At 64.0% G+C, this 24,856-nt stretch carries 26 protein-coding genes and 1 pseudogene; 10 read left to right on the top strand and 17 right to left on the bottom strand.

Going from position 1 to position 24,856, the window contains the following annotated elements; translation table 11 throughout:
* The first annotated feature begins 31 nt into the window (after positions 1-31).
* Positions 32-406, top strand: a complete 375-nt coding sequence (locus Q3C01_RS25245) for a hypothetical protein (RefSeq protein ID WP_458148002.1) — start codon at positions 32-34, stop codon at positions 404-406.
* Between the two features lie 11 nt (positions 407-417).
* Here Q3C01_RS25245 and Q3C01_RS25240 read toward each other — a convergent pair whose 3' ends face one another.
* Positions 418-843, bottom strand: coding sequence for an SgcJ/EcaC family oxidoreductase (locus Q3C01_RS25240; protein ID WP_458148001.1), 426 nt, complete (start codon positions 841-843; stop codon positions 418-420).
* 216 nt (positions 844-1,059) lie between these two features.
* Here Q3C01_RS25240 and Q3C01_RS25235 point away from each other — a divergent pair, with 216 nt between their 5' ends.
* Positions 1,060-1,380 (top strand): glycine zipper domain-containing protein, encoded by a 321-nt coding sequence (locus tag Q3C01_RS25235; RefSeq protein WP_458148000.1) that lies wholly within the window; start codon positions 1,060-1,062, stop codon positions 1,378-1,380.
* A gap of 162 nt (positions 1,381-1,542) precedes the next feature.
* On the opposite strand, the gene Q3C01_RS25230 is transcribed toward Q3C01_RS25235, so the two are convergent.
* From Q3C01_RS25230 to Q3C01_RS25215, 4 genes are read right to left on the bottom strand one after another with little or no spacing between them, the layout of a single operon-like run.
* A complete protein-coding gene (locus Q3C01_RS25230; protein WP_458147999.1) occupies positions 1,543-2,358 on the bottom strand; it encodes an ABC transporter permease in 816 nt (271 codons plus the stop codon).
* Entirely contained in the window at positions 2,355-3,185 is an 831-nt protein-coding gene (locus Q3C01_RS25225) for an ABC transporter permease (protein ID WP_458148051.1), read from the bottom strand. The genes Q3C01_RS25230 and Q3C01_RS25225 overlap by 4 nt, the downstream gene beginning before the upstream one ends.
* Positions 3,186-3,233: 48 nt before the next feature.
* The gene (locus Q3C01_RS25220; protein ID WP_458147998.1) at positions 3,234-4,364 is read right to left on the bottom strand and encodes an ABC transporter substrate-binding protein; all 1,131 of its coding nucleotides are present in this window, start codon (positions 4,362-4,364) and stop codon (positions 3,234-3,236) included.
* A gap of 15 nt (positions 4,365-4,379) precedes the next feature.
* Positions 4,380-5,495 (bottom strand): ABC transporter ATP-binding protein, encoded by a 1,116-nt coding sequence (locus Q3C01_RS25215; protein WP_458147997.1) that lies wholly within the window; start codon positions 5,493-5,495, stop codon positions 4,380-4,382.
* 92 nt (positions 5,496-5,587) lie between these two features.
* Here Q3C01_RS25215 and Q3C01_RS25210 point away from each other — a divergent pair, with 92 nt between their 5' ends.
* Together Q3C01_RS25210 and Q3C01_RS25205 are read left to right on the top strand one after the other, a co-directional pair.
* Complete coding sequence (locus tag Q3C01_RS25210; RefSeq protein WP_458147996.1) at positions 5,588-5,752, top strand: hypothetical protein; 165 nt, start codon at positions 5,588-5,590, stop codon at positions 5,750-5,752.
* Entirely contained in the window at positions 5,749-6,531 is a 783-nt protein-coding gene (locus tag Q3C01_RS25205; RefSeq protein ID WP_458147995.1) for an inositol monophosphatase family protein, read from the top strand. Before Q3C01_RS25210 ends, Q3C01_RS25205 begins: the two co-directional genes overlap by 4 nt.
* Before the next feature lie 111 nt (positions 6,532-6,642).
* On the opposite strand, the gene Q3C01_RS25200 is transcribed toward Q3C01_RS25205, so the two are convergent.
* Complete coding sequence (locus Q3C01_RS25200; protein ID WP_458147994.1) at positions 6,643-7,434, bottom strand: bestrophin-like domain; 792 nt, start codon at positions 7,432-7,434, stop codon at positions 6,643-6,645.
* Positions 7,435-7,462: 28 nt separating this feature from the next.
* A pseudogene (locus tag Q3C01_RS25195) lies at positions 7,463-7,627 on the bottom strand (JAB domain-containing protein); the annotation flags it as partial.
* A 341-nt stretch (positions 7,628-7,968) separates the two neighbouring features.
* Here Q3C01_RS25195 and Q3C01_RS25190 point away from each other — a divergent pair.
* A complete protein-coding gene (locus Q3C01_RS25190; RefSeq protein ID WP_458147993.1) occupies positions 7,969-9,240 on the top strand; it encodes a helix-turn-helix domain-containing protein in 1,272 nt (423 codons plus the stop codon).
* Positions 9,241-9,330: 90 nt separating this feature from the next.
* Positions 9,331-11,277 (top strand): serine hydrolase, encoded by a 1,947-nt coding sequence (locus tag Q3C01_RS25185; RefSeq protein WP_458147992.1) that lies wholly within the window; start codon positions 9,331-9,333, stop codon positions 11,275-11,277.
* Between the two features lie 18 nt (positions 11,278-11,295).
* On the opposite strand, the gene radC is transcribed toward Q3C01_RS25185, so the two are convergent.
* Both radC and Q3C01_RS25175 read right to left on the bottom strand, forming a co-directional pair.
* Positions 11,296-12,009 (bottom strand): RadC family protein, encoded by a 714-nt coding sequence (gene radC, locus Q3C01_RS25180; protein ID WP_458148050.1) that lies wholly within the window; start codon positions 12,007-12,009, stop codon positions 11,296-11,298.
* 195 nt (positions 12,010-12,204) lie between these two features.
* Positions 12,205-12,411 carry a hypothetical protein gene (locus tag Q3C01_RS25175; protein ID WP_458147991.1) on the bottom strand — a complete coding sequence of 69 codons (207 nt, stop codon included), beginning with the start codon at positions 12,409-12,411 and terminating at the stop codon, positions 12,205-12,207.
* A gap of 198 nt (positions 12,412-12,609) precedes the next feature.
* Here Q3C01_RS25175 and Q3C01_RS25170 point away from each other — a divergent pair, with 198 nt between their 5' ends.
* Positions 12,610-13,830 carry a CoA transferase gene (locus Q3C01_RS25170; protein ID WP_458147990.1) on the top strand — a complete coding sequence of 407 codons (1,221 nt, stop codon included), beginning with the start codon at positions 12,610-12,612 and terminating at the stop codon, positions 13,828-13,830.
* Positions 13,831-13,965: 135 nt separating this feature from the next.
* Here Q3C01_RS25170 and Q3C01_RS25165 read toward each other — a convergent pair whose 3' ends face one another.
* Entirely contained in the window at positions 13,966-14,820 is an 855-nt protein-coding gene (locus tag Q3C01_RS25165) for an intradiol ring-cleavage dioxygenase (RefSeq protein ID WP_458147989.1), read from the bottom strand.
* A 79-nt stretch (positions 14,821-14,899) separates the two neighbouring features.
* Positions 14,900-15,844, bottom strand: coding sequence for a DMT family transporter (locus Q3C01_RS25160; protein WP_458147988.1), 945 nt, complete (start codon positions 15,842-15,844; stop codon positions 14,900-14,902).
* A gap of 132 nt (positions 15,845-15,976) precedes the next feature.
* On the opposite strand from Q3C01_RS25160, the gene Q3C01_RS25155 reads away from it, so the two are divergent.
* Positions 15,977-16,567, top strand: a complete 591-nt coding sequence (locus Q3C01_RS25155) for a bifunctional transcriptional activator/DNA repair enzyme AdaA (protein ID WP_458147987.1) — start codon at positions 15,977-15,979, stop codon at positions 16,565-16,567.
* 31 nt (positions 16,568-16,598) lie between these two features.
* Here the strand turns inward: Q3C01_RS25155 and map are convergent, their stop codons facing one another.
* The gene (gene map, locus Q3C01_RS25150) at positions 16,599-17,417 is read right to left on the bottom strand and encodes a type I methionyl aminopeptidase (RefSeq protein ID WP_458147986.1); all 819 of its coding nucleotides are present in this window, start codon (positions 17,415-17,417) and stop codon (positions 16,599-16,601) included.
* A gap of 104 nt (positions 17,418-17,521) precedes the next feature.
* Positions 17,522-18,832 (bottom strand): mechanosensitive ion channel family protein, encoded by a 1,311-nt coding sequence (locus Q3C01_RS25145; protein ID WP_458147985.1) that lies wholly within the window; start codon positions 18,830-18,832, stop codon positions 17,522-17,524.
* A 455-nt stretch (positions 18,833-19,287) separates the two neighbouring features.
* Here Q3C01_RS25145 and Q3C01_RS25140 point away from each other — a divergent pair, with 455 nt between their 5' ends.
* Positions 19,288-21,081, top strand: a complete 1,794-nt coding sequence (locus tag Q3C01_RS25140; RefSeq protein WP_458147984.1) for a potassium/proton antiporter — start codon at positions 19,288-19,290, stop codon at positions 21,079-21,081.
* 300 nt (positions 21,082-21,381) lie between these two features.
* Complete coding sequence (locus Q3C01_RS25135) at positions 21,382-21,642, top strand: PepSY domain-containing protein (protein ID WP_458147983.1); 261 nt, start codon at positions 21,382-21,384, stop codon at positions 21,640-21,642.
* A gap of 234 nt (positions 21,643-21,876) precedes the next feature.
* Here the strand turns inward: Q3C01_RS25135 and modC are convergent, their stop codons facing one another.
* The 4 genes from modC to Q3C01_RS25115 form a co-directional block, all read right to left on the bottom strand.
* Positions 21,877-22,539: a molybdenum ABC transporter ATP-binding protein gene (modC, locus tag Q3C01_RS25130; protein ID WP_458147982.1), complete on the bottom strand. Its 663-nt coding sequence runs from the start codon at positions 22,537-22,539 to the stop codon at positions 21,877-21,879.
* Positions 22,540-22,541: 2 nt separating this feature from the next.
* Positions 22,542-23,237: a molybdate ABC transporter permease subunit gene (gene modB / locus Q3C01_RS25125; protein ID WP_458147981.1), complete on the bottom strand. Its 696-nt coding sequence runs from the start codon at positions 23,235-23,237 to the stop codon at positions 22,542-22,544.
* A gap of 27 nt (positions 23,238-23,264) precedes the next feature.
* The gene (gene modA, locus Q3C01_RS25120) at positions 23,265-24,050 is read right to left on the bottom strand and encodes a molybdate ABC transporter substrate-binding protein (RefSeq protein ID WP_458147980.1); all 786 of its coding nucleotides are present in this window, start codon (positions 24,048-24,050) and stop codon (positions 23,265-23,267) included.
* 192 nt (positions 24,051-24,242) lie between these two features.
* Entirely contained in the window at positions 24,243-24,749 is a 507-nt protein-coding gene (locus tag Q3C01_RS25115) for a hypothetical protein (protein ID WP_458147979.1), read from the bottom strand.
* Positions 24,750-24,856: the final 107 nt, after the last annotated feature.

The raw sequence follows: 24,856 nt of genomic DNA, 5'->3' as shown, positions 1-24,856 counted from the left end.
ACCACAGTGATGACTGTGGTGGGATTTTGCGATGGCCAAGCGCGTGCTTGCGATCGGCATCGAGCCCGGCAGCGCGGATTACAGCGCGTTCCCGCAGCTCACGCCTGAGCTGGTTCGCACCTATATCGACGCGCAGCTCCTGCGCCTCACCGATCTCGGCTATGAGGTCACGAGCTGCCTGATCGATCTCGACGAGACGGCGGAGGTGGCGGTCACGTCAGCCCTGCACGAGGCGAGCTTTGACTGCGTGGTGATCGGCGCCGGACTGCGCGAGCCGAAGGAGCGCCTGCTCGTGTTCGAAAAGGTGCTCAACCTCGTGCACCAGCTCGCACCGAATGCTGCGATCTGCTTCAACACCAACCCGGGCGACACGGCCGAAGCCGTGCAGCGTTGGATCGCGCCGTGACGGCGGGCCGCTCACTTCGGCAGGGGCGAACCGTGGTGCTGGGCCACCAGCCATTTGCCGTCGACCTTGACGAAAGCGAGCGTCAGGCGGAAGGGCAGCACGGTGCCGTTGGGAAGCGTGAAGTCGGCAAAGCCCGAGCTGAGCACGACGTCGGGGCCGGCCGCGATCGCCTGCTGATCGCCCATCTTGACCTTGATGCCTGCGGGCAGCTTGCTGAAATAGCTGCGCACGCCGTCGGTGCCGGTGAACAGCTGCGCGGTCGAGCCGAACAGCATCGCGTCCTTGGTGTAGAGCGCGGCAAACTTGTCGGCGTCCCCGGCATTGTAAACCTGCTCCCAGCTCGCCCGCGCCGCCACCGCGTCCTCGTTCGGTCCGGCCTTTGCGGCGGAGATCGTCAGCAGCACCAGGCCGATCAGCATCAGAAATCGACGCATCATGTCGCTATCCCTCATGAATGAAATATCTGGAAATTCCCGGCCGCCGGTTCGGCTCCCGCGCCATCCTACGTTCTGTAGCATGCGCGTTCCTTTGCCGATATGAAATCTGAGACCATGGCGACGCCGCATGGCGCCTCACGCCTGGTGGGGCGTGATTGTTCTGGTCCGAATCCCCAGCCGACGATATGAATGGCCGCGTCACACTGGAGGATTGAGATGCTTCGAGGACTTCGGACGGCAGGACTTGGAATGGCGGCCTGCCTTGCGGTTGCGATGCTGGCCCCGGTACATGAGGCTGCGGCGCAGGACGCCATTGGCGGTGCCATCATCGGCGGTGTCGGCGGAGCGATCCTCGGCGGTGCCGTTGGCGGCAGCCGCGGTGCGGCGGTCGGTGCGATCGTCGGCGCCGGTACCGGCGCAGCCATCGCCTCTGAAGGCGAGCGCCGCCGCTCCGGCTACTACGCCTATCAGCGCGGCTGCTACATGCAGCGCCCCGACGGTGCCTATGTGCGGGTCGATCCCAGATATTGCTACTAGAGCGGCGGCGTCGCTCGATCTGAAGCCGGCGTCTGGTGACACCGGCTTGGAAACTTGAGATGTCAGGCAGTGCTCAAGGTTCGCCTCGCGGCGAGGCGTTCTCGCAATGAACGAAGCCGATCTCCTGCAAGGCGCTTGAGGTGATGCCACCTCGCGAGGGCGCTATGCCCCCACCTTCGCCAGAACGTCCGCGCGCAGAAAGCGCTCGATGAACAGCATGAACAGCACGGATGGTATCAGGAGGATCAGTGCCGTGATCGAGGCGACCTGGTAGTTTCCGCCCATCGCCGCATTGTAGAGCAAGAGCGGCAGCGTCGTGACTTGCGGGACGCCGACGAAGAACGTGCCGGTGAACTCGTCCAGTGATTCCAGGAAGACGAAGATGCCGCTGGCGATGACACCCGGCGCTGCCAGGGGGAGCGTCACCGTGAAGAAGGTGCGCAGCGGCGAGGCGCCGATGTTGCGGGCCGCGAGTTCGAGATCCCTGTCGACTGCCGCGAAAGCCGCGGCCGCGATCCATACGGAATAGACCAGGCCGTGAGCGGCGTGGACCAGCACGACGCCGAGCACCGTGCCGTTGATGCCGAGACCATAGAAGATCCGCGCCACGTTGATGTAAATCGCCACCGAGGGAAAGGCTTGGGGCAGCAGGAATACGATCATGAACAGAGAGCGCACCGGCAGCTTCAGGCGCGCCAGCGCGTAGCCGGCCGGCACGGAGAGCGCGAGAGCGACGACGACCGTCAACACCGCAATCGAGACCGAGGTCCCGAGCGAGGCCATGGCGTCGCCGGTCGGGCGGAAGACCTGCTCCCAGTAGCGGGTGCCGTAGGTGACCGGCAGCTTGTATGGCGTGTACCACCGCTCGGCCACCGACCACAGCGCCAGATTGGTGAGCGGACCGATCAGCGCAAAGGCAAAGGCCGCAAGGACAACGCCGGCCAGCGAAGCGCGCAGCAAGGACGCGAAGCGGCTCACGGCGTGCTCTCCTTCGCCATGCCGTGCCGCAGATAAAGGATCGCAGCACCGGCGCTGATCAGGTAGGTGATGACGCCGAGCGCATTCGCCGTGGCATAATCGCCATAGGAGTTGATGCGGAAGGCCATGTCGACGGTCAGCATGGTCGGTTGCGAACCGGCCACCATCATCGGCACGGAGAGCACCGAGAGCATCGTCACGAAGGACAGGACGAGCGCAACGAGCAGCGTCGGCATCGCCTGCGGCAGCGCCAGCTCGATCAGAACCCTGAGCCGCGAGGCGCCGAGATTGCGCCCGGCCTCGAGCGTCGCGCGGTCGAGCGAGGCCAGCGCGCCGGCGAGCAGCAGGGCGACGAATGGGGTCTGCTTCCACACGAAGGTGATGATGATCCCGCGCCAGTCGAGATAGCTCACTGCCTGCAACGGCTCCAGCAGGCCCAGCGAGACGAAGGTGTTGTTCATCAGCCCGTTCTTGGCCAGGAAGGTGCGCATGCACTGCGCGGCCACGATGAAGGGAATGAACAGGGGCCATCGGTAAAGGGCGCGGAGCGTTCCGACGATCCACGGGTTCTCGCCGAGCGTCAGCGTGCCGGCGATGGCGACTGCCGCCAGCGCCGTCAATAGGCAGGAGGTCAAGACGATGACGATCGTGAAGAGGATGTCGCCGGAATAGAGTTCGAAGGCCTTGCCGAACGCCTGCAAGGAGAATCCGCCCTCAGGACCGGTAAAGGCCGAGACGAGAGAGAAGCAGAGCGGATAGAGGAACAGCGCCGCGACGAGCGCGAGGCCTGGCGCGATCAGCAGCAATGCGAGCTGGCGTTGCGACAGGCTCATGATATGGCGCGGCGTTCCGAACGCTATCCGGCAAGGCTCCCCTCAGTTCGCGACCTTCTTCTCGTAGCCCTCGAGAATGTCGTTGAAATAGGGCGCGATCGGGAAGGGTTTTGCGTTCTTGGACAGGTCGGCCGGGGTGATGTCGGTGAAGAGCTTGTCCCACGCCGCCTTGTCGAGCTTGCCTTCGAGGTTCTTGGCGTCGATGCCCGGATACCAGTTGAACCTCTTGACGATGCCGTCCGCCTGGACCTGCGGGCTGGTGGCGAGCGCGATGAACTCCTCTGCGAGCTTCGGCTGCGCCGCTTTCTCCGGCACGGCGTAGTACATCGGCTGGCCGGGCATGCCGGGCGAGGCGAGCTTGAGCTTCATGTTGGGCGGCAGCTTGCCGTCAGCCTGCCAGGAATAGAACATGTCCACCCAGACCGGGCCCATCGCGATCTCGCCGCGGTTGAGCATGTCGAGCGTGCCGGCATTGCCGGGCGTGATGACGATGTTCTTGTTGAAGTCCTTCAGCTCGCTGAAGGCGGCGTCCCACTTGGCCTTCTCGGCCGGGTCATATGGCCCTTCGATCAGTTTGCCGGCGTCGCCGCCGAAGGCATAGATCCAGCCGGCGACGAAAGCCACGCCGGACATGCCGCCCTTGATGCCATTGTAGCCGAACTGCTTCGGGTTCTTTTTCACCCACTCCTTCAGCTCGGCGAAGTTGTCGGGCGGGTTCTTGAGCATGTCGGCATTGTAGGCGAGCGCCGTCTGCGACTGGAACATCGGGATGACGTAGCCCGAGACGTCGGCGCCGAGCGAGTTCTTGGCGGTCTCGCTGGAAACCAGTTTCGCGGTGTCGACCTTGTCCGTGTATTTCGCGAGCAGCCCTTGCTTCACCATCGTGCCGGCGGCCTTCTGGTGGATCACGACCACGTCGAAATCGGTGGTCGCGGCGCCTTTCTGGGCGTCAAGCTTCTCAAAGATCTTCTGGGAGCCGGCATCGCCGGGGCCGGTGCCGACGGAGATGACCTTCACGCCGGGATGGCTCTTCTCGAACATCGGGCCGAGATAGTCCTTGACGTAGTCGACCATATTCTGGTCGCCGGCCGAAGCGACGTTGAGGGTCTGTGCGGCGAGCGGCGACGCTGTGAGCAGCGCGGTGAGGGAGCAGGTTATGGTGAGAATGCGCATGGGTCTGGTTCCTGGTCAGGCGGCGGTGGCGGCTTCCGCCGCGGGGAAGATGTGGAGGCGTCGTAACGGGATGCGCAGGCCGACGGCGGCGCCCGGTTCATGGCGCGCTGCGTCGTCGACCGTGATCTGCCGCCCGACCGCCTCGACACGATAGCGATAGAGGCCGCCGGGATAGCTGCGCGCGGCGATGCGCCCGGGCACGAGGAGATCCCCCTGCGGCAGTGCATCGGGCGCCTCCAGGCTTGCCACGTCATCGCGGAAATAGGCTACGGCCTCGCCCGAGGGCAGCGCCGCCGTGGCGTCGTCGTGCGCGAGCCGGGCGACCGCGGGACCGGCACTCACGGCCGTCCCATCCTCGTTGCGCGCGACATGCACGGGCAGGACGTTCTCCGCACCCATGAAATTGGCGATAAAGGCGCTCGCCGGCCGATCGTAGACCTCTTCGGGTGTGCCGACCTGGGCGATCCGGCCCGCCTGCATGATGACGAGCCGGTCGGCCATGGTCATGGCTTCCTCGCGATCATGCGTGACATGGATGGCCGTGACGCCGAGCCGCTGCTGGATCGCGCGGATTTCGTGGCGCATCGTCATCCGGATCTTGGCGTCGAGATTGGACAGGGGCTCGTCGAGCAGCAGGATGCCGGGATCGACCGCCAGCGCCCGGCCAAGCGCGACGCGCTGCCGCTGCCCGCCCGACAGTGCCGTGACCTTGCGCTGCTCGTAGCCGGTGAGGCCCAGCATCGCGAGCAGCGAAGCCACCTTGGCGGCGATCTCGGCCTTGGCGGTGCCCCGCAGCTTCAACCCGTAGCCGATGTTCTGTAGCACGGTCATATGCGGCCACAGCGCGTAGGATTGAAACACCATCGCCATGTCACGCTTCTCCGGTGGCAGCAGAGCGACGTCACGGTCACCGACCACGATCGAGCCGGAGTGCACCGGCACGAAGCCGCACAACGAGCGCAGAAGGGTGGTCTTGCCGCAGCCGGAAGAGCCCAGGAGAGCGGTGAAGGTGCCGGGGGCAAAGTCGAGGCTGACGCCGTGCAGGACTGGTGTGCCGCCATAGGCGACATGCAGGTCTCGCACCCGGATAGCCGCACCGGCGCACGACACGCCATGCGTTTCAGCCTGCACGATTCGTTCCCTCCGCGCCGATGTCATTTTGCCAGAATGGAATTGTCCTTCCATTCCGCGACCGGCTTGGAATAAACGTAGCGATCCGTAGCGTGCTGATGCAACAGATTTGTGAACGCGAGATGTGTGAAGCGATGCCTGCCAACGAGCAATCGACCTGGCTCATGCCAGACACCGACGATGAAGCCTTCCTCCCGTGGTTGATCCCTGATGTTGCGGAGCGCTTTGGCGCGCCAGCCGAGGTTGCTGGAAGATGACGCCGACGGAGCTCGCGACGCGGCGTTATGCCGTCCAGGGCCTTGTCGCCGAGGCCTGGCGCTTGGCGCTGGACTATTTCAACAAGCAGGAAAGCCTCGGCATCACCATGAAGGGCGCTCAGGACTGGCTGACGGTTGCCGACGGAGCGGTCGAGGATTTCCTGCGACAGCGGCTGGCCGTGCTCTTCCCGACCGACACGGTGATCGGCGAGGAGGGCGGCGGCGCAGCAAGCGATGCGGTCTGGATCATCGATCCGATCGATGGCACCGCGAACTTCGCCCGCGGCGACCGCCACTGGTGCATCTCGATCGGATTTTTGCTGAACCATGTTCCGACCATCGGAATCGTGGCCGCACCGGCGCTGGACGAGCTCTATGTCGCTCAGCGCGGACAGGGCGCAACGCTGAACGGGCGGCCGATCACCGTCTCGGCCACCGACGACCTCAAGCGCGCCTATGTCGAACTCGGCTGGTCGAGCCGCATTCCCTTCGAGCACTACCTCGCCGTCCTCCAGCGCGGCTACGCCGCCGGCTGCGCGGTGAAGCGCTCTGGTTCGGGCGCGCTCGGGCTTTGCCATGTGGCGAATGGGCGCACCGACGCCTATCTCGAGCTGCACATCAATGCATGGGACGTTGCGGCGGGCATCGTCATCGCCAGCGAGGCGGGCGCATCGATCAATGATTTCTTCGCTGGCGACGGCATCAGCAAAGGAAACCCGATTCTCTGCTCCACGCCCGCACTTGCTTCCCAGCTACGCGAAATCGTGGGAATTTCCTAAAGCGCGATGAGATTGGGATGAATCATCATCGCGCTTTAGCTTATTGTTTGAGCATGATCTTTTCGGAAAACCGCTTCACACTTTTCCGGATCGTGCTCTAGCAGGATCCCCTCAGGGTGCCTTGTCCGGCTTCTCCGGCATGATCTGGAGCAGCGGCTCGGGTCCGATCGAGATCTGGCCGGCGAATGGCCGGTCATGCGCGGCGATCAGGAGCACGGAAGCCGAAACGCCGGTCGCGAACAGACCCATCGCGATGGCCGCCGCGAGGCGGTTCTCGCAATGGACGAGGCCGATCACCACGAGCGCGCACGCCGCCTGCAAATACAGACACCACCATTTGACGGCATTCACCGCGGCAAGGCTGATGATGATGCGCTGCCGGCGCGCATCGAGCGCCTGCTCCAGCGCGTTGATGAGCTCGCGCTGCACGGTCGCCTGACCCGTGCCCTGCGGCGTTATCGCGACGACGAGCTGCAACGCCTCGGCGAGCGTCGACGGCGTCGCTTTCAGGGAGACCTCCCGCCGCGCCATCATCGGCCACTCCACCGTGGCGGCCTGCCAGACATAGTCGCGCACCAGAGCGCGCAGGCGCGCCTCCTGCTCCGCCGGCAGGCCGGCGGCGAGCGGCTCGACGCTCCTCAGGGCGCTGGCCTCGCGGCTCACCGCAGCGCTCGCGCGATCGCTATCGCCCCACACCTGTGCCGCCGTGAAGGCGACGAACAGGCCGAAGATGATGCCGAGCACCGGCAGCATGCCCGGCGAGATCGTCTTGAGCGACTTGGTTCGCGCCTCAGTCGCGAACAGCATCACCGCCGCGAACACGGTCGTGGCCAGAAAATAGGTGAAGCCGAAAATCACCAGCGCCATCCACGGCACCGGCAGGTTGTGCAGCCAGTCGCTCATTTCATCTCATCACTTGCTTGGAAGGTCTTCAGATCAACCGCAAGCCGCGCAGGCTCGCATGCCCGCCTTTGCCTACGATGATATGGTCGTGCACCGCAATCCCCAGCGGCTTTGCGATCTCGATGATCGCCTTGGTCATCTGGATGTCGGCCTGCGAGGGCGAGGGATCGCCGGAGGGATGGTTGTGCATGAAACCAGGGATCAGACGATAGTTTTCGTAAACGCAACCAGAGCGGGGGACGTTGATAGGGGACTGTATGCGGTGATCGTTTTTGTGATCATCACGTTGCCTCACGGACGCTCTCGCAAAGCAGTTTTTTGATCACTTGCGGTCACCAAAGCAAGTCGCCTCTGGCCCAACAGCAGACACTCGAAGCTCATCGAGCAAGCTCCGAGATGGGCCAGTAGCGGAAGCAATTTCATTTGTAGCAGCGCATGGGATAGGCCATCATCGGCTCTGCATGACCCGGCTTCTTGAAACAGCGGAAATGAGGATGTCCGAGTAGATCGCGAGTCGGCATTTTGCGCACGAGAATGGGCGCAACGCGATCGACCGGTTGGCGGATCGAACGCTCATGTGCAACATGTCAGGTAATTGTCGTCCGGGAATTGGGCACGGCGTATGGCGATGCATCGAACAAACCATCCGGAGTGATCCCGATCGTGGACGGCAGCGGACTCTTGTCTATCGATCTCGGTCTGCGCGGCGCGGCGGTCGGGTTGTTCTTGCTGCTCGCGGCCGTGGCGCTGCGGGATCGCCGTGACGGCGTGGTCGCGTGCCTCGGTGCCGCGCTGGCGGTCGCCGCCGCGGCGTCCGTGATCCGTTCGGCGCCGACTTTCCCGAGGGTGTGGCAATTGTGGAGCTTGATTCTGCTCGCGCTGGCCTCCGGTGGCCCGGTGATCTTCTGGCTATGGGCGCGGGCGGCGTTCGATGACGACTTCGTACTCCGGAATTGGCACGGCGCCTTGTGGGCAGCGATGGCCGGTACTGAACTGCTGGTCGCCGGCGGGATCGTCGATTGGCCCGTGCCCGGACAGGGGCTCGACCGCGCGGTGCTGCTTGCCTCTGTTGGCCTGGGTCTACTGGCCGTCGTGCAGACGCTCGCGACCTGGCGGGCGGACATGGTGGAAGGACGACGGCGGCTGCGGCTGGCCGTCCTGATCGGAACGTCCGCCTATATCGCCATCATGTCGTTCCTGAATGTTTCTCCGACGGAACTGGCTTCCGGGTCATCGATCGCGAGTGTTGCCGGCGCCTTCGGCGTTTGCACCCTGGCAAGCCTTGCCGCATGGAATCTCTTGCGGGCCGCCGGCGGGCCCGAAGGCGCCAGGTTGCGCACGGCGGCTGAAATCATCGGCGCCGTACCTGCCCAAGTATCAGAAGCGCAAAACAGGCCCGTGATCGAGCCGGCCTTGTTGCGCCGGCTGGAGAAGCTGATGGTGGTCGAAAGGGCCTATCGGCGCGAGGCGCTGACCATCGGCGCGCTGTCCGCCGAACTCGCTGTGCCGGAATACCGGCTGCGGCAACTGATCAATGAGGGGCTCGGTCATCGCAACTTCAATGCGTTCCTCAACCGTTACCGGATCGAGGAGGCCAAGGTGGCCTTGGGCGACCCCGAGCAGAAGGAAGTGCCGGTCTTGACGATCGCCATGGACACCGGATTCCAGTCGATTGGGACATTCAACCGCGCCTTCAAGGCCGCCACCGGCCTGACCCCGACCGAATTCCGGCAGCTGGCCATGGCTAGCAATACATCGAGGCCGCCGAAAACGAGCGCCAGTTCGGGAATTGCCAAGCCGATCTGAGAATCTGACCAGTCGAATTTCAGGATTTGGCGAGAGGGAACCACGAATATGGGGCAGATTCAGCGAGGCTTTGTCTCGCTGAGGTCCCCAATGAAAATCATCCAGGCATCATGCACGGCCGCGCTCGCACTCTGTCTAGCGGGTGCGGCGCTTGCTGACGATTTGCAGACCGTCGGCGATCCCAACTTGACAGGCTTTTCGGCGCGGCGACTGGCGCGCATGACCTCCTGGTTCGAGGCGCAGACCAAAAACGGCGATCCCTCCGGTTTTGTCGTGGCGGTCGCCCGCGGCGGCAAACTCGCTTATTTGCAGCCCATCGGCTTTGCGGACCACGACAAGAAAATTCCGATGCGGCCGGATTCGATCTTTCGCATCGGCTCGATGTCGAAACAGATCACCAGCGTCGCCACCATGATCTTGGTCGATGACGGCAAGCTCGAACTTGACGCCCCCGTGGCGCAATATTTGCCGGAGCTCACGGGTATGATGCGGGTCGTCAAGAAGGATCCGGCCACCGGGGATCCGATCATGATGGATCTTGCGCGGCAGGACTTTGAACCGGCGAAGCGCGCGATGACCATCCGCGACCTGCTGCGCAATACGTCCGGTCTCGTCTATGGCATGGGGGATTTCGCCGATGCCGGATTTGGCAATGCGGCGGTACATCTGCTTTACGGCGCGCGAGCACCCTTCCGGCGCGACAAGCCGATCGCTCCTTTCGTCGCCGGTCTTGGCAGCCTGCCACTGCTGCATCAGCCGGGCGAAGTCTGGGAATATTCGCTGGGTTACGATGTTCTCGGTCGCGTCATTGAGGTCGCGTCGGGCCAGACTTTCGACCAGTTTCTGCAAACCCGCCTATTCGCGCCGCTCCGCATGGTCGACACCGGCTTCTCTGTGCCGGAGGACAAACTCAACCGTCTCGTCGCTGTGCCGGGCGCGCAACCCCCGCCGCTTTCTGATGGCGATGTCGGCAAGCCGCAAACGTTCTTTTCCGGCGGCGGAGGAATCGTTTCGACGGTCCCCGACTTCCTGCGCTTCTGCCAGATGCTGCTCAACGGCGGCGAGCTTGACGGCGCGCGAATTTTGGCACCGGAAACGGTCCGGCTGATGATGACGAATTCGATGCCATCCGACATCCACTTCGCCGGACACGAAGCCGGACCGGCCTATGGAACGGGTTGGGGGCTCGGCTTTGCCATTCGCACCAACCCGGATTTCAGCTTTATCCCCGGCGCGGTCGGCAGCTTCAACTGGCAGGGAAGCTGGGGCACGTTTTTCTCGGTCGACCCGGTTCAAAAGCTGATCCTTATCATGATGATGCAGCGGGTGCAGTACAGGGACAACGGTTTCTTTTTCAACGCGATCCGTCGCCTGCCTTATGCGGCGTTGAAAGTTCCTGAAGTCCCCGCGCCGATAGCGCCGGCGCCATTGAGCGCTACCGCTCTCACCGAATATGTCGGACGCTACGTTTTCGGAGGGTCCTCAAGTTCGCTGGACAGACAGATCCTGGTCGCCGACGGTATCGGCTGGACCGGCCTTGAGTCCGTTGTCGCTGAGACCGGCGGCCTGAGAGTGATCAAACCGGTCGACGCAGGTCCTGCCGCGAGGGCTGGCGTCATGGCGGGTGATCTCATCACGGCGATCGGCGACACGTCGACGAGGGGGCTGACGCTGGAAGCGGCGCTTGGCCGGATTGCAGGTCCGGTCAACACGACCATCAAGCTCAGAATCGTCAGGCAGGGGCAGAACGATCCGCTGTTTGTCGCCTTTGCCCGCGAGGCGGTCCCGCTGCGCAGTGTGCAGCTTCAAACGAGCGTTGCGGACGGCAAGCTCGTCGTGAAAGCAACAGGCAGCTGGTCGATCCTTGATTTCGACAGGGGCGAGACTGTGCCGGTGGCGGCCCGCGCGAAGGACGAATTCCAGGTCGAGAGCGGCGATCATACGAGGATCGCCTTCGTCAGAGACGCCGCCGGCAAGATCAACGGCGCGGTGCTCAATCCCGGACCATGGGAGCAACGCGGCGCACTGGCGCATTAGGATCGCGTCAACAGCTCCTCAGATCAGCCGCATCCCCTTCAGGCTCGCATGGCCATTCTTTCCGACGATGATGTGGTCATGCACGGCGATTCCCATCGGCTTGGCGATGTCGATGATCGCTTTCGTCATCTGGATGTCGGCCTGCGAGGGCGTCGGGTCGCCGCTCGGGTGGTTGTGCACCAGGATCAACGCGGTCGCCGATAATTCGAGCGCGCGCTTGATGACCTCGCGCGGATAGACCGGGGTGTGGTCGACGGTGCCAGTCTGCTGCACCTCATCCGCAATGAGCTGGTTGCGCTTGTCGAGGAATAGCAGCCGAAACTGCTCCTTGTCGGCGAACGCCATGCTCGAGCGGCAATAGTCGATCACCTCGTTCCAGGACGACAGCGCGTTGCGGCTCTTGACCTCGCCTTTGGTCACGCGACTTGCCGCTGCCGCAATCAGCTTGAGCTGGTTGATCGCGGCCTCGCCCACGCCCTCGACCTCGCGCAGCCGCGCCACCGGCGCGTGGATGACCTCGGCGAACGAGCCAAAGGTCTTGATCAGCGTCTTCGCAAGCGGTTTTGTGTCCCGCCGCGGCAGCGCAGGAAATAGCGCCATCTCCAGCAGTTCATAGTCGCTCAGCGCATCCGCACCGGCGCTGTAAAAACGCTCGCGCAGCCGCTCGCGATGGCCGTGGTAGTGCGGCGAATCTGACGGTTCGGGCTTTGGATCGCTCGACTTGGCGGGCATCGCGCGCGCAGCATCGCCGCGGAACCGCGATTTTGCAACCATCAATTGCAGGACGGCTCGCCGCGGCGGATCGGTTCGTCTTGTCTGACCCGACGTGCGTGCTTCCGCGCTTCTCCTTCGCAGCAATTTGGCGCGATTTGCCGGGCTTTACTCGCGACGAAGGCACACGTGGGTCAAATAATTGAATGACGATCATCATGGAGCGAGGCCAGCCAAGGCGCTGCGGGACAGGGCAACTGCGACAGCAAAGAGGATACCCACATCCTCCAACCGAAAAGGAACTTGCAAATGAATATCGCGACGACCATCCAGGCGGCAGAAGAGCTCAAGCCGGATCTGCTCACCGAGACCATTGTATCGAAGCTCGCCAAGCCGGCGACCAGCTCCGATTTCGACCTTCACGGCTCAGTCAATGACGTCCTGAAGGACGTTGGATTATCGGCCGCAGACAGCGGCGGCAAACTCACTTTCTACGGCCGCGACCCGATCATTCCGAGCCCGTTTCGGTTTGGCACGATCGCTGCGATCGCCCTTGCTGCCAAAGCGACGGCCGCCGCGGCGGTTTGGCAATCCCGCACGGGCGAAGGACAGGACATTGCGGTGGATGTCCGCAAGGCGCTCAAGCGTTTCTCGGGCTTTTTCGACCTGAAGTGGGAAACCATCAATGGACGTCGCCCTGCAATGGGCGAAGATCCGCTCAACCCGTTCTTCGCAATCCCGCTGTTTCGCGAAACGAAGGACGGGCGCCACATCGTGGCCCTGAACATCTATCCCAAGCTGAACGCCCGCGCGCTCGATCTGCTCAAGTGCAGCGTAAGCAGTGAAGCCGTGCAACAGGCCATTCGCGGGTGGCGGGCGGATGATCTGGAGAACGCCGGCGCAGAGACCGGGACCGTCTTTGCGAAGGTGCGCAGCTTCGAGGAATTCCGGAAGGAGCCCCAGTACACGGACGTGCTTTCCCGAATGCCGCTGATCAGCGTTGAGAAGATCGGCGATTCCGAACCGATCCCCTTCACGAAGGATGGAAAGAGCCCGCTTGATGGCATTCGCGCCTTCGGAATGGGGCATGTGATCGCCGGAGCTGCCATAGGCAGAGATCTCGCCCAATACGGCGCCGATGTCCTCAACATCTGGCGGCCTGGCGACAGCGAGATCGAGGCCTTTGCGTGGGACGTGCAAGTCGGGATGCGACAAACCATTCTGGATCAATCCAAGGAAGATCGCGCGAAATTCGATGAGTTGCTGAAGGATGCCGACATCTTCTTTGCCAACAAGCGCCCCGGCTATCTTGAGCACCATGGCCTCGATGCCGAAACGCTCGCCGCGCAGAAGCCTGGCCTGATTCATGCCCAGGTCCTGCTCCACGGCGACAAGGGCCCGTGGAAGGATCGTCCCGGCTTCGATGAAATCGGTGCAGCTGTTACGGGCCTGTTCGCCATCGAAGGCACGCTCGCACAACCCAAATCGCCGCCCATCATCCCCATCGTCGATAATGTCGTGGGCTGGCTCGGCACAGTCGGCGTCCTCGCGGCACTGCGCCGACGAGCCGTCGAAGGCGGCAGCTACCGGGTCACTGTTTCCCTGACGCGAACCGTGCTGTGGCTGTTTTCACTTGGCATATTCGACAAGGCGTACGCCAAGGCGACTGCCGGATCTTCCGACGAGCACGCGAACGTTCCTCCGGATCTGTTCACGGCGGAGACGCCGCTGGGAACCTATCAGGGGATGACCGACCAGGTGGTCTTGTCGAAGACACCCGGCTCCTTCCGGACGGTGCTTGTGCCGCGCGGCTCAAGCAAGCCCGAATGGCTGGAGCGTTGAGACCATTGCGGTCCCGCGAAGCGGGAAATGCATCGGGGTCTCCCATGAAGGACGTGCTGAACGTGGTCACGTTCGTCATGGGAGCCCTGTGCCTCGCGGTGTTCGTAATCGCCGAGAAGCCAGATGCGCTCAGATTCAGCGGCCTTGCTTCAGTCCCGGCACCAGCGCGGCAAGCCGGTCCTTGATCTGACGGCCGAACATCGGCCCGCCCGCGGGCGGCGGTCCCGGCGGAGGTCCGCCGCGCGAACCGGGTGGCGGCGGTGGCGGGCCGGCGCGCCCGACCGTCGCGTCAACGCGGCGGTCGACGCCGAGCATCAAGCTCGCCACGTAACGGTCTCGCTCCTCCTTCACTGCGCAGAAGGCGCGATGCTCGGGGTCGGAGCGCTCGATCACCATGTCGTTGACGTTGATGATCGTGCGTTGCCGCGCGCGGTCCTTGTAGGCGGGAACGTTGGTGTAGATGAACTCGTTCAGCGCATCGGGCAGGTAGGTCTGTCCGGTCAGCACGTTCTTCTGGTCGAGGAAAACCTTGAAATGGATATGCGTGGTACGGCCGTCATACCAGCCGGGATAGATCGTGTTGAACGTGACCCAGCCGGCGTAGTCAGTCGCTTGAGTGCCGCGCAAGAACGTTTGGCCGGTCGCGTCGACGTTGTGGCTATCGCTCTGGCCCGGAAACGCCGAATAGAGGCCCCTTGCGTCGCAGTGCCAGATGTCGACCCTCGCGCCCCTGATCGCCGTGCAGGGCCCGGCCTCGATCACACGCAGCCGCAGCGTGAGGGGAATGCCTTGCTTACCCTCGGTGATGTCCGTGCGCAGGAGCTTTGGATCGGCGTAGAACGGCCCTTCCTCTGCCTGCGGGGTCAGGATGCAGGTGGGCTCATCCGAGGCCGCGGCGGGCTCGGACGCCGCCTGAGCGGGGGTTTGCAGCAGGCCGGCGGCACTGGCCGATACAAATCCGAGAAAGCCGCGGCGCGTCGACGTGCTCACCAAATCTCTCCTGTTGCTCTGGCGACAGATCGTCATCGGCGAACGGAATGGCAAGATCAGGCTTTGAAGATGGCGATAATCAGCCCGGAGGTTTCTTAGCGTTTCGCGCCGGCAGGGGCACCGTGACGGCAACCACGCCGGCGAGAATGAGCGCCATTGCGGCAACAATGGACCAGGTAAAGCGCTCGCCGAGCCATGCGGTGCCAAGCGCCACCGCGAAGCCTGCGCGCAGGTAACTTCCGCTGGTCGTGCCGAGCGGGCCGATTGTGTGGATCAGGTGGAAATAGATCACCATCGCCAAGGCCGTGCAGACGACCGCGAGCACGATCACCGCGACGATCGCCTGCGCCGGTGGCGGCGCCAGCGTCCAGGGTCGTTCAAGGATCGCGGCCGCGGGCAGCATCAGGATTGCGGCGCAGCTCATGGCCCCGGCTGCCGTGACGATTGCGGGAAGGTTCGAGAACCGCTGGCCCCATAGCGGCGCGAGCGCGTAGCAGAGGCTCGCGCCGAGCACGGCCATCTGGGCCAGCGGCGCCGCGGTGCCGAACCCGGACAGCGCATCGATGCCCATCGTCACGGTGACGCCCGCAAGGCCGAGACCGGCGCCGATGATCTTCTGGCCGCTGATCGCCTGTCGCCCGCGCCCCGTCATCAGTGCGATCGCCAGCACGAACATCGGCGGGGTCGCATTGAGCACGCCGGCAAGGCCGCTCGCGATATGCATCTCGCCCCAACTGATCAGGGTGAAGGGAGCTGCGCTTTGCAGCAGCCCTTGCACGACGAAAGCCGCCCACACCGATCCCTGGCTGGGAAGGGCGTGCCCCTGCGCGCGAGCGATCAGGACCAGAAGGATGGCCGCGATCGTCACGCGCGCGGCAACCATCGTGAATGGCGGAATCCCGGGGATCGCGACCTTGATCAGCGTGAACGAGCTGCCCCAGATCAGGGAGAGAAGCAGCAGGAGCCCGATCTCGAACGCGAGTGTGGTCTGTCCTGACGTTGTTTGTTGCGCCTGCGTGTTCATGCGGTCTGCTCCGGGATCTGTCGGCACCATGATCCCGAAGCCGCAGTGCAGGCTGGCTGAATTCGGACCTCATCGCCCGATCGAGTCCGATTTCAGCTACTCGGCGAGCTCTGTCGAAACTATGATTGCACCATGGCGAAGACGTTGGCGCAGCGGCAAACGCTGCCACCTCATCTCGACTGGGAGACCTGCGATCGGGCACGGCTGGCGCGCGCCCGCGCCTTCGACGGCCTGTTCTTTTCCGGCGTTCGTTCGACGCGCATCTACTGCCGGCCGGTCTGCCCGGTTCGTCCGGCGCGCTCCAAGAACGTCACCTTCTATGCGACCGCCGCCGCCGCCGAGCGGGCCGGCTTTCGTCCGTGCCTGCGCTGCCGGCCGGAAACGGCGCCCGGCTCGCCGGCCTGGATGGGAACCGCCACCACCGTTGCGCGCGGGATGCGCCTGATCAATGACGGCTTTCTCGATGGGGCGTCGATGACGCAGCTTGCGGAAGCCCTTGGCGTCGGGCCGCGCCATCTTCTGCGCCTGTTCATGCGTCATGCCGGCGCGAGCCCAAGCGAGATTGCAGCAACGCGCCGCGTGCAGGAAGCCAAGCGCCTGATCGATCAGACCGACATGAATTTGGCGGAGATTGCGTTTGCGGCCGGCTTCGGCAGCGTTCGGCGCTTCAACGATGCTTTTGCGGCGACGTACAAGCGGCCGCCGTCGTCATTCCGCCGATGATAGGTGGCGCGATGGAAGCGGTCGCGACAGGTCAGCCGATCTGCTTCTCGCCGTGCCGCTCGGACAGCGTGAAAATCTCGACACCGGTGGCGGTGACGCCAACGGAGTGCTCGAACTGCGCCGACAGCGAGCGGTCGCGGGTCACTGCGGTCCAGCCGTCGGAGAGGATCTTCACATGCGGCTTGCCGAGATTGATCATCGGCTCGATGGTGAAGAACATGCCGGGCTTGAGCTGCACGCCTTCGCCGGGCCGGCCGATATGGATGATGTTCGGCTCGTCGTGGAACATGCGGCCGAGACCATGGCCGCAGAAATCGCGCACCACGCTCATGCCCTGTGGCTCGACGAAGCTCTGGATGGCGTGGCCGATGTCGCCGGTGGTGGCGCCGGGCTTTACGGCAGCGATGCCGCGCATCATCGCCTCATAGGTCACTTCGATCAGCCGCTCGGCCTTGCGCGCGATCGGGCCGATCGCATACATCCGGCTGGAGTCGCCATACCAGCCGTCGACGATGAAGGTGACGTCGATGTTGACGATGTCGCCTTCCTTCAGCGGCCGGTCCCCGGGCATGCCGTGGCAGACCACGTGATTGAGCGAGGTGCAGGTCGAGTAACGATAGCCGCGATACATCAGCGTCGCCGGATAGGCGCCATGGCTGAAGGCGAACTCGCGGACGAACTCGTCGATGCGCGAGGTTGGGACGCCCGGGCCGACGATGTCGGTGAGTTCATCGAGACACTTGGCCACCAGCGCGCCTGCCTTGCGCATGCCGGCGAACGCATTCGCGCCATGCAGCTTGATCTGTCCGGTTTTGCGCAAGGAAGTGTCGGTGGCTTCGACGTAGCTCATGAAAGGTATTCTTTTCGGCGGAAGCGTTTGATTTCTGGTCCTAATTTAATGATCGCTGGCCTTCATGCAAGCCAAGCTTGGCGGCCTCGCGGCCAAAAGCGGGCTCAACTCGGGACTTCTACGGTGGTTTCGACCGGCAGCGCGCCGCCGCGGACCCGGATTTCCCGCACAGGGTAGGGAACCCGGATGCCCTCGCGCTTGAAGGCGTCCCACAGCGCCAGCATCACGTCGCTCTTGACGTTGTCCATGCCGTCGGGGTCCGCGATCCAGAAGGTCAGCGAGAACTTCATCCCGGCCTCCGCGAATTCGGTCAGGATGCAGTTCGGTGGCTTGCCCTTTTGCGCGCGCGGATGGGCGGTAGCGGTTTCGGCGGCGAGCTTGCAGACGAGCCGCGGATCGGCGTCGTAATTGGTGCCGAAAGCGATCTTCACCAGCGTGTTCTTGTCGGTGTAGGTCCAGTTGACGACCTTCTGCGTCACCAGATCCTCGTTCGGCACCAGGAATTCGCGGCCGTCGCCGGCGGCAACTGAAATATAGCGGGTCTTCATCGCGCTGATGCGGCCGGTATTGTCACCGATGGTGACGAGGTCGCCTGGCTTCACCGACTTGTCCGCGAGCAGGATGATGCCGGAGATGAAGTTCGCGACGATCTTCTGAAGGCCGATACCGATACCGACGCCGACCGCGCCCGAGAATACCGCGAGCGCCGACAGGTTGATGCCGACGGCGTCGAGCGCGATGATGATCGCTACCGACAACAGCCCGATGCGGATGATCTTGATCAGCAGCACCTGCACGGACGGCGTCAGGTCGGCCGTTGAGTTGATCCGGCTCTCGGCGAAATTGCTGGCGATGTTCGTGAGCCAGAGCGCGATGATCAGGAGCGCGCCGGCCTTGATCAACAAAAGCGGCGTCAGTCGCAATCCACCGAGCACGATCCCGAAGGAATCGAGCAGATCGACCGTCGCGTCCAACTGGCCGATGATGGAAAGGGCCGCGACGAACCACGCCGCGACCGACACCAGCTTGACGATGAAGGCGTTGCGCAACACCGAGGTCACAAGCCGTATCACGAGCCAGGCGAGGCCGAGCTTTGCAGCGACCATCAGGAGATAGCTGCGGCTCGGCCAGGTCGAGTGGTACATCACGAAGCGCTCGACGATGACCAGGAAGGTGAAGACCGCCGTCGAGGTGCTGCCGACCAGCACGCGAATGAAGTGGCGCAGCGGCAGCGGCCAGCGCATCGCGAGCGACGTCATGTCGATGCGGTTGCGGATGGCGGCCTCGGAGGCCCAGGCGATGCCGGCCGCTCCCAGCACCAGGCCGAATTGCAGGTAGAACCAGGGCGAGGTGATCTCGGCGCCGACGCTGCGCGCCGTCGTCTGCAAGAACTCCATGAGGTCTTTGAGGTCCATGTCTCTTTGAGGTCTGTGTCTCTTTGAGGTCTGTGTCTATCGCGCGGGTTCGTTGGAGGCAGATCGAGAGGATTTGATTCGAGGCAGCGGCAGAATCCCACAAAGGGCGCGGCCGGACCATCGATATACCGGCAGGTCACATGAGTTAAGGCCGCAAAATTAAGGGCAGATTGCCGCGAGTGGCAGAAATGGGTTGGCGGGCAAGTGTGGCGACGATAAGGATGCAGTGCAGGATGATTTCTGGCTTTCACCTCGCCCCGCTTGCGGGGAGAGGTCGGATCGCATCGCAAGATGCGATCCGGGTGAGGGGGAGCTTCCGCGAGTCCATCCGTCACCGTCCTTGCGGAGACTCCCCCTCACCCCACCCTCTCCCCGCGAGCGGGGCGAGGGAGTGCGAGGCCGGTGGCTCCTCAACCTGAATCTCGTCAGCTTTTTGGAGTGACCAGCAGCACCACATGGCGTCCCTCGACTCGGTCAGCATCGCGATCCTGCTCGGCGCCGTTTTGGTGATGGCGGGCATCCTGTCGAGCTTGCTCGCGTTGCGCTTCGGGGCGCCCCTGCTGCTGGTCTTCCTTGGTATCGGCATGCTGGCCGGCGATTCCGGCCCCGGGCAGCTCCAGTTCAACGACGTGCGGACGACCTATCTGGTCGGCTCGGTGGCGCTGGCCCTGATCCTGTTCGACGGCGGCCTGCGCACGCGCTTCCAGAGCATCCGCACGGTGTTGGCCCCGTCCGTGGTGCTCGCGACCGTCGGCGTACTGCTGACCGCGCTGATCACCGCGCCGTTCGCAAAATACGCGCTCGATCTCAACTGGACAGAGTCGCTGCTGGTCGGCGCCGTCGTCGCTTCGACCGATGCTGCTGCGGTGTTCCTGCTGGTGCATACGCAGGGCCTGCGCCTGCGTCCGCGGGTCGGCGCGACGCTGGAGGCGGAATCCGGCACCAACGATCCCTTCGCGATCTTCCTCACCCTCATGCTGGTCGAATACATCTCGCTGGGGTCGAGCTCGCCGGGCCACGTCTTCATGGAGTTCATCCAAGAGGCCGTTCTGGGCGCGATCGTCGGCGTGATCGGCGGGCGGCTGGTGGTGATCGCGCTCAATCAGGTGGCGCTGCCGCAGGGCCTGCATGCGCCGTTCGTGACGACGGCGGCGCTCGTCATCTTCGGCGGCTCGCAGATCATGCACGCCTCGGGGTTCCTCGCGGTCTATCTCGCCGGCATCATCATCGGCAACCGGCCGACCCGTGCACATAATTCCGTGGTGACGTTCCTGGACGCCGCGACCTGGCTCGCACAGATCGTGATGTTCGTGCTGCTCGGCCTGCTCGTCTCGCCGCAGCGGCTCGGCTCCAGCGCCGTGCCCGCGATCGGCGTTGCGCTCGTCCTGATGCTGATTGCGCGGCCGCTCGCGGTGTTCCTGTGCCTTGCACCGTTCCGCTTCAACTGGCGGGAAAAGGTCTTCATCGCCTGGACGGGCTTACGCGGTGCGGTCGCGATCTTCCTGGCGTCGATCCCGATGCTGGTCGGGCTGTCAAAAGCCTATCTCTATTTCGACGTCGCCTTCGTGGTCGTCATCATCTCGCTGCTGTTGCAAGGCTGGACGCTGGCGCCGGCGGCGCGCAAGCTGCATGTCGCGCTGCCGCGCAGCGAACGCGGCCCGCGCCGTGTGGAATTGGACCTGCCCGGGCAGCTGGAGCAGCAGCTCGTCGGCTATGCCGTGCGGCCCAAGAGCCTGTATTTCCGCCGCGGCCTGATCCCGTCCTGGTCGAAGCCGACGCTCGTCATCCGCAACGAGAACATTTTGACGCCCATGGAAGCCGACCCGATCGCGCCCGGCGACTACATCTACCTGCTGGCGCCACCGGAAAAGGCCGAGTCGCTCGACCGTTTCTTCGTCGACATGCAGCCGAGCACCGCGCCCGACCCGCATCTGCTTGGCGACTTCATGGTCTCCGGCGAGCATACGCTGGCTGAGCTCGCCGAGATCTACGGCGTCAAGGTGAGCGAGGACGAGGGCAAGCTGACACTCGCCGATTATTTCGACGTCCATCTCGACCGGGCGCCAAAGGAAGGCGCCGAGCTCGCGCTCGACGAGATCGTGCTGGTCGCCCGCAGCATCTCCGGCGGCCGCGTCAATGTGGTCGGCCTGCGCCTGCCGGAGGACGAGGACAAGCCCGAGCCGCAGACGCGGATGAAGGCGCTGCGCCGCAAGCTCGCGGATCTGTGGATTTCGGTGGCAGGGATTTAGCGCCTATCGGCGCGTGATGCCGACGTGCTTCTCCGGTGTCGTCCTGGCGAAAGCCAGGACCCATAACCACCGTCGGGAGTTTTTGCGAAGACTGAGGGTTACCATCTCCCGCTACGACTTCTCCCTTGGTTAATGGGTCCTGGCTTTCGCCAGGACGACGATGAAGAGCGTGATGGCGTGCGGAACCGGCACCAATTCGCCGCGACTTGCCGAACATTCGCGCACCGCATCGTGATCGGAACACGGAACGCTCGCCGGTGCCCCTTGTTAGCCGCGTGGCAACTTAACAGGAGTGGTTCCATGCGGAAGTTCATCATCCCGATCGTCACGGTCCTTGCGCTTGGCGCGTCGGCGCCTGCCTTGGCCTTTGATTCCGGCGACCAGGTCTCGATGGAGGTCGCGCTCGGCATCGCGACCAACCTTGGCATCAGGACCGTCTCGAACACCGAGTTCCTCGGCGACGAATGGCAAATCCAGGGCCGCGACCGTACCGGTCGCTGGATGGAGGTCTATGTCGACGCCAACACCGGCGACGTGCGCAACGTGGAGCGTGGATGGTAGGCAAGTCGCGATCTCGAGATGACGCGATGAAGTCGCGTCCCTCTCAACTGTCGTCCCGGGGCGCGCGAAGCGCGAGCCCGGGACCCATAACCACAGGATCAGGTTTGGCGATGACTCGGGGTTACAACCTTCGTTGGCTGCAAAATCCTGTGGTTATGGGTCCCCGCCTGCGCGGGGACGACAGTGGAGAGTGTTGCGCCAGTGTGTGCGTCTAGCCAGCACTGCTTTTCCCCCTCACGTCAGGACCTTCACCCCGCCGAACGACGTCACGCGGCCCTGGCGCAGCATCACGATTTGCGTGGCGAGCTGGCGCAGCTCGGCTGCGTCGTGGCTGACATAGACCATGGGCACGTTGGCCTCGTCGCGCAGCCGCACGAGGTAGGGCAGGATCTCGAGCTTGCGGCCTTCGTCCAGTGCGCCAAGTGGCTCATCCAGCAGCAGCAGCCGCGGCTTGGACAACAGCGCGCGGCCGAGCGCGACGCGCTGGCGCTCGCCACCGGAGAGTTTTCCGGGACGCCGGTCGAGCAGGGCTCCGATGTCGAGCAGATCGACGATGCGTGCCTGTTGCGCAGGATCATGCGCGAGGTGGTTCATCCGCCGGCCATAGTCGAGGTTCTGCGCGACGTTCAGATGCGGAAACAGCCGCGCATCCTGGAAGACATAGCCGATGCGCCGGCGATAGGCCGGCACGTGGATTCCGGCCGCGGTGTCGTCGACCGTCTCACCATCGATGACGATGGTGCCGCGATCGGGCCGCAACAGGCCCGCGATCATGTTGACCAGCGTGGTCTTGCCGGAGCCCGAGGCGCCGAACAGGCCGGTGACGCGGCCTTCGCTGGCGAAGGATGCTTGAAGCGAGAACTCACCGAGCTGTTTCTCGACGTCGACGCGCAGCATGGTCAGTTCCCGTGCAGCCGTGCGGTCGCCCGCCGCGCGAACCATTCGGCCCCGATCAGCGCACCGAGCGCGAGCACGATCGAGATGATCACGAGCCGACCGGCTGCCGCATCGCCGTCCGGCGTCTGGATCAGCGAATAGATGGCCGACGAGATCGTCTGCGTCTCGCCGGGAATGTTGGAGACGAAGGTGATAGTGGCGCCGAACTCGCCGATCGCCTTGGCAAAGCCGAGTACCATGCCGGCAAGGACACCAGGCAAAGCAAGAGGCAGCGTCACCGTGAAGAAGACCTTCCAGGGCGCGGCACCCAGCGTCTCCGAGGCCTGCTCGAGCCTGCGGTCGACCGCCTCGATCGAGAGCCGGATCGGTCGCACCAGCAGCGGAAACGACATCACGCCGCAGGCGAGCGCGGCGCCGGTCCAGCGAAACGCGAAGACGATGCCGAGATAATCCGCAAGGAAGCCGCCGATGAGGCCGCGCCGGCCGAACGTCAGCAGCAGCAGATAGCCGGTGACGACCGGCGGCAGCACCAGGGGCAGATGCACCAGCGCGTCGAGCAGCGATTTGCCCCAGAAGTCACGCCGCGCGAGCAGCCACGCCAGCGCGATGCCGAACGGCGTCGCGACCAGCGTTGCGATGACCGCGACCCTCAGCGAAAGCAGGATCGCGGTCCATTCGGCCGATGTGATCGCGGACATCAAGTCGCAAGCATCAAGTTGCAGGCATTAAGTTGTGGGGCTGATCAGGAACTTGAAGCCGTACTTCTCGAGGATGGTCTTGGCCGTCGTCGAGCGCAGGAAGGCGAGATAGTCAGAGGTTTCGCCCTTCGCGGTCGTGGTCGCCGCGACCGGATAGATGATCGCGGGATGCGAGTCGGCCGGGAAGGTGCCGACGATCTTGACGCCGGGCTCGACCTTGGCGTCGGTCGAATAGACGATACCAAGTGCGGCCTCACCACGCGCCACCAGCGTCAACGCGGCACGCACGCTCTCGGCCATGGCGAATTTCGGTTCGGCGGCCTGCCATGCACCGAGCTTCTCCAGCGCGGCCTTGGCGTATTTGCCGACCGGCACCGACTTCACGTCGCCGGTCGCGATCTTGCCGTCGCCGGCGAGCTTGGCGAGGTCAAAACCCTGGGCGATCGTGACGTTGTCGATTTTGGAATCCTTCGGCGCGATCAGCACGATGCTGTTGCCGAGCAGGTTGACGCGGGTGGGCTCGTTGATGGTCTTTTTGGAGATCGCGTAGTCCATCCAGTCGGTATCGGCGGAGACGAACACGTCAGCCGGCGCGCCCTGCTCGATCTGTTTTGCCAAAACCGAGCTCGCGGCATAGCTCACCGAAAACTTGACGCCGGTCTTGGCGGTATAGGCCGCGTCGACCTCGTCGAGCGCGTTCTTCATCGAGGCGGCGGCAAAGACGGTGATCGTCTTGTCCTCGGCGACGGCAGGCGAGAGGCTCGCACCCGCGAGGATGACGAAGGCGGTGAAAAGTCCGGCAAAACGAAACATGGATAGCGCTCCGTGCGAGGTCGCGCGCAAAAACGCACGCGCAGATCTGGCGTGAAATGGGTTGGGGTGCGATGGACGGAAGCGCTGTTCCGCTAATCCCCGCAACGGCTTACGGCCGGCAGGGATATCGCACCGCAAACATAGCAGGCTGGGGCTTACGGTAAAGGCTACCGTTTGTCTAACGGATGACGCCTATTCCGCGGGCAGGATCGCGATCGAGACCGAATTCTCCTTCGCGCCGCTGACCTGGAGCAGGAAAGGCTTGGCCGAAAGCTCGTATTTCATGGTCTTGCGGATGCCGTCACAGTCGGTCGCGCCGCTGAAGGCCACGGGCTTGAGGAAATGCCCGTCCTGAACCACGTCGACCCAGGCGCCTGCCGACAGGCTGATGGTGTAGATGCCGGCCTTGGGCGCGGTCTTGAAGCTCGCAAAGCCGGCAAAGGTGCCGTCCTTCGGCGCGCGTTCAGGCGGGGAGGGCAGCTTGGCATCCGCCGGCGCGACGAGGCCCAGCGTGATGGCCGATGACGGCACGGCCGCCTGCTCGCTGCCTGAGGCGAGCTTGGCGCGGTCCGGCGCGGTGAGCGCGGCGCGCTCGTGCTCGATCGGCCATTTGAACTTGTCGCAGCCGCTCGGCTCTTCGGCAGCCAAGGCGGAGGTCGCGCCGAGCGCGAGTGCGGCGAGGAAAGCGAGGATGCGCATGTCAAATCTCATCGTTGGCCGCGCGAAAGACGCGGGGGCGTGCAGTCAGTCGTGTTGAAGAACGGGACGCGCATCCCGACACGCCGCTTTGCTTACGGCAGGGCGGC

It is taken from the genome of Bradyrhizobium sp. UFLA05-109, from assembly GCF_054185165.1.
This window is presented reverse-complemented; position numbering and strand designations above follow the sequence as displayed.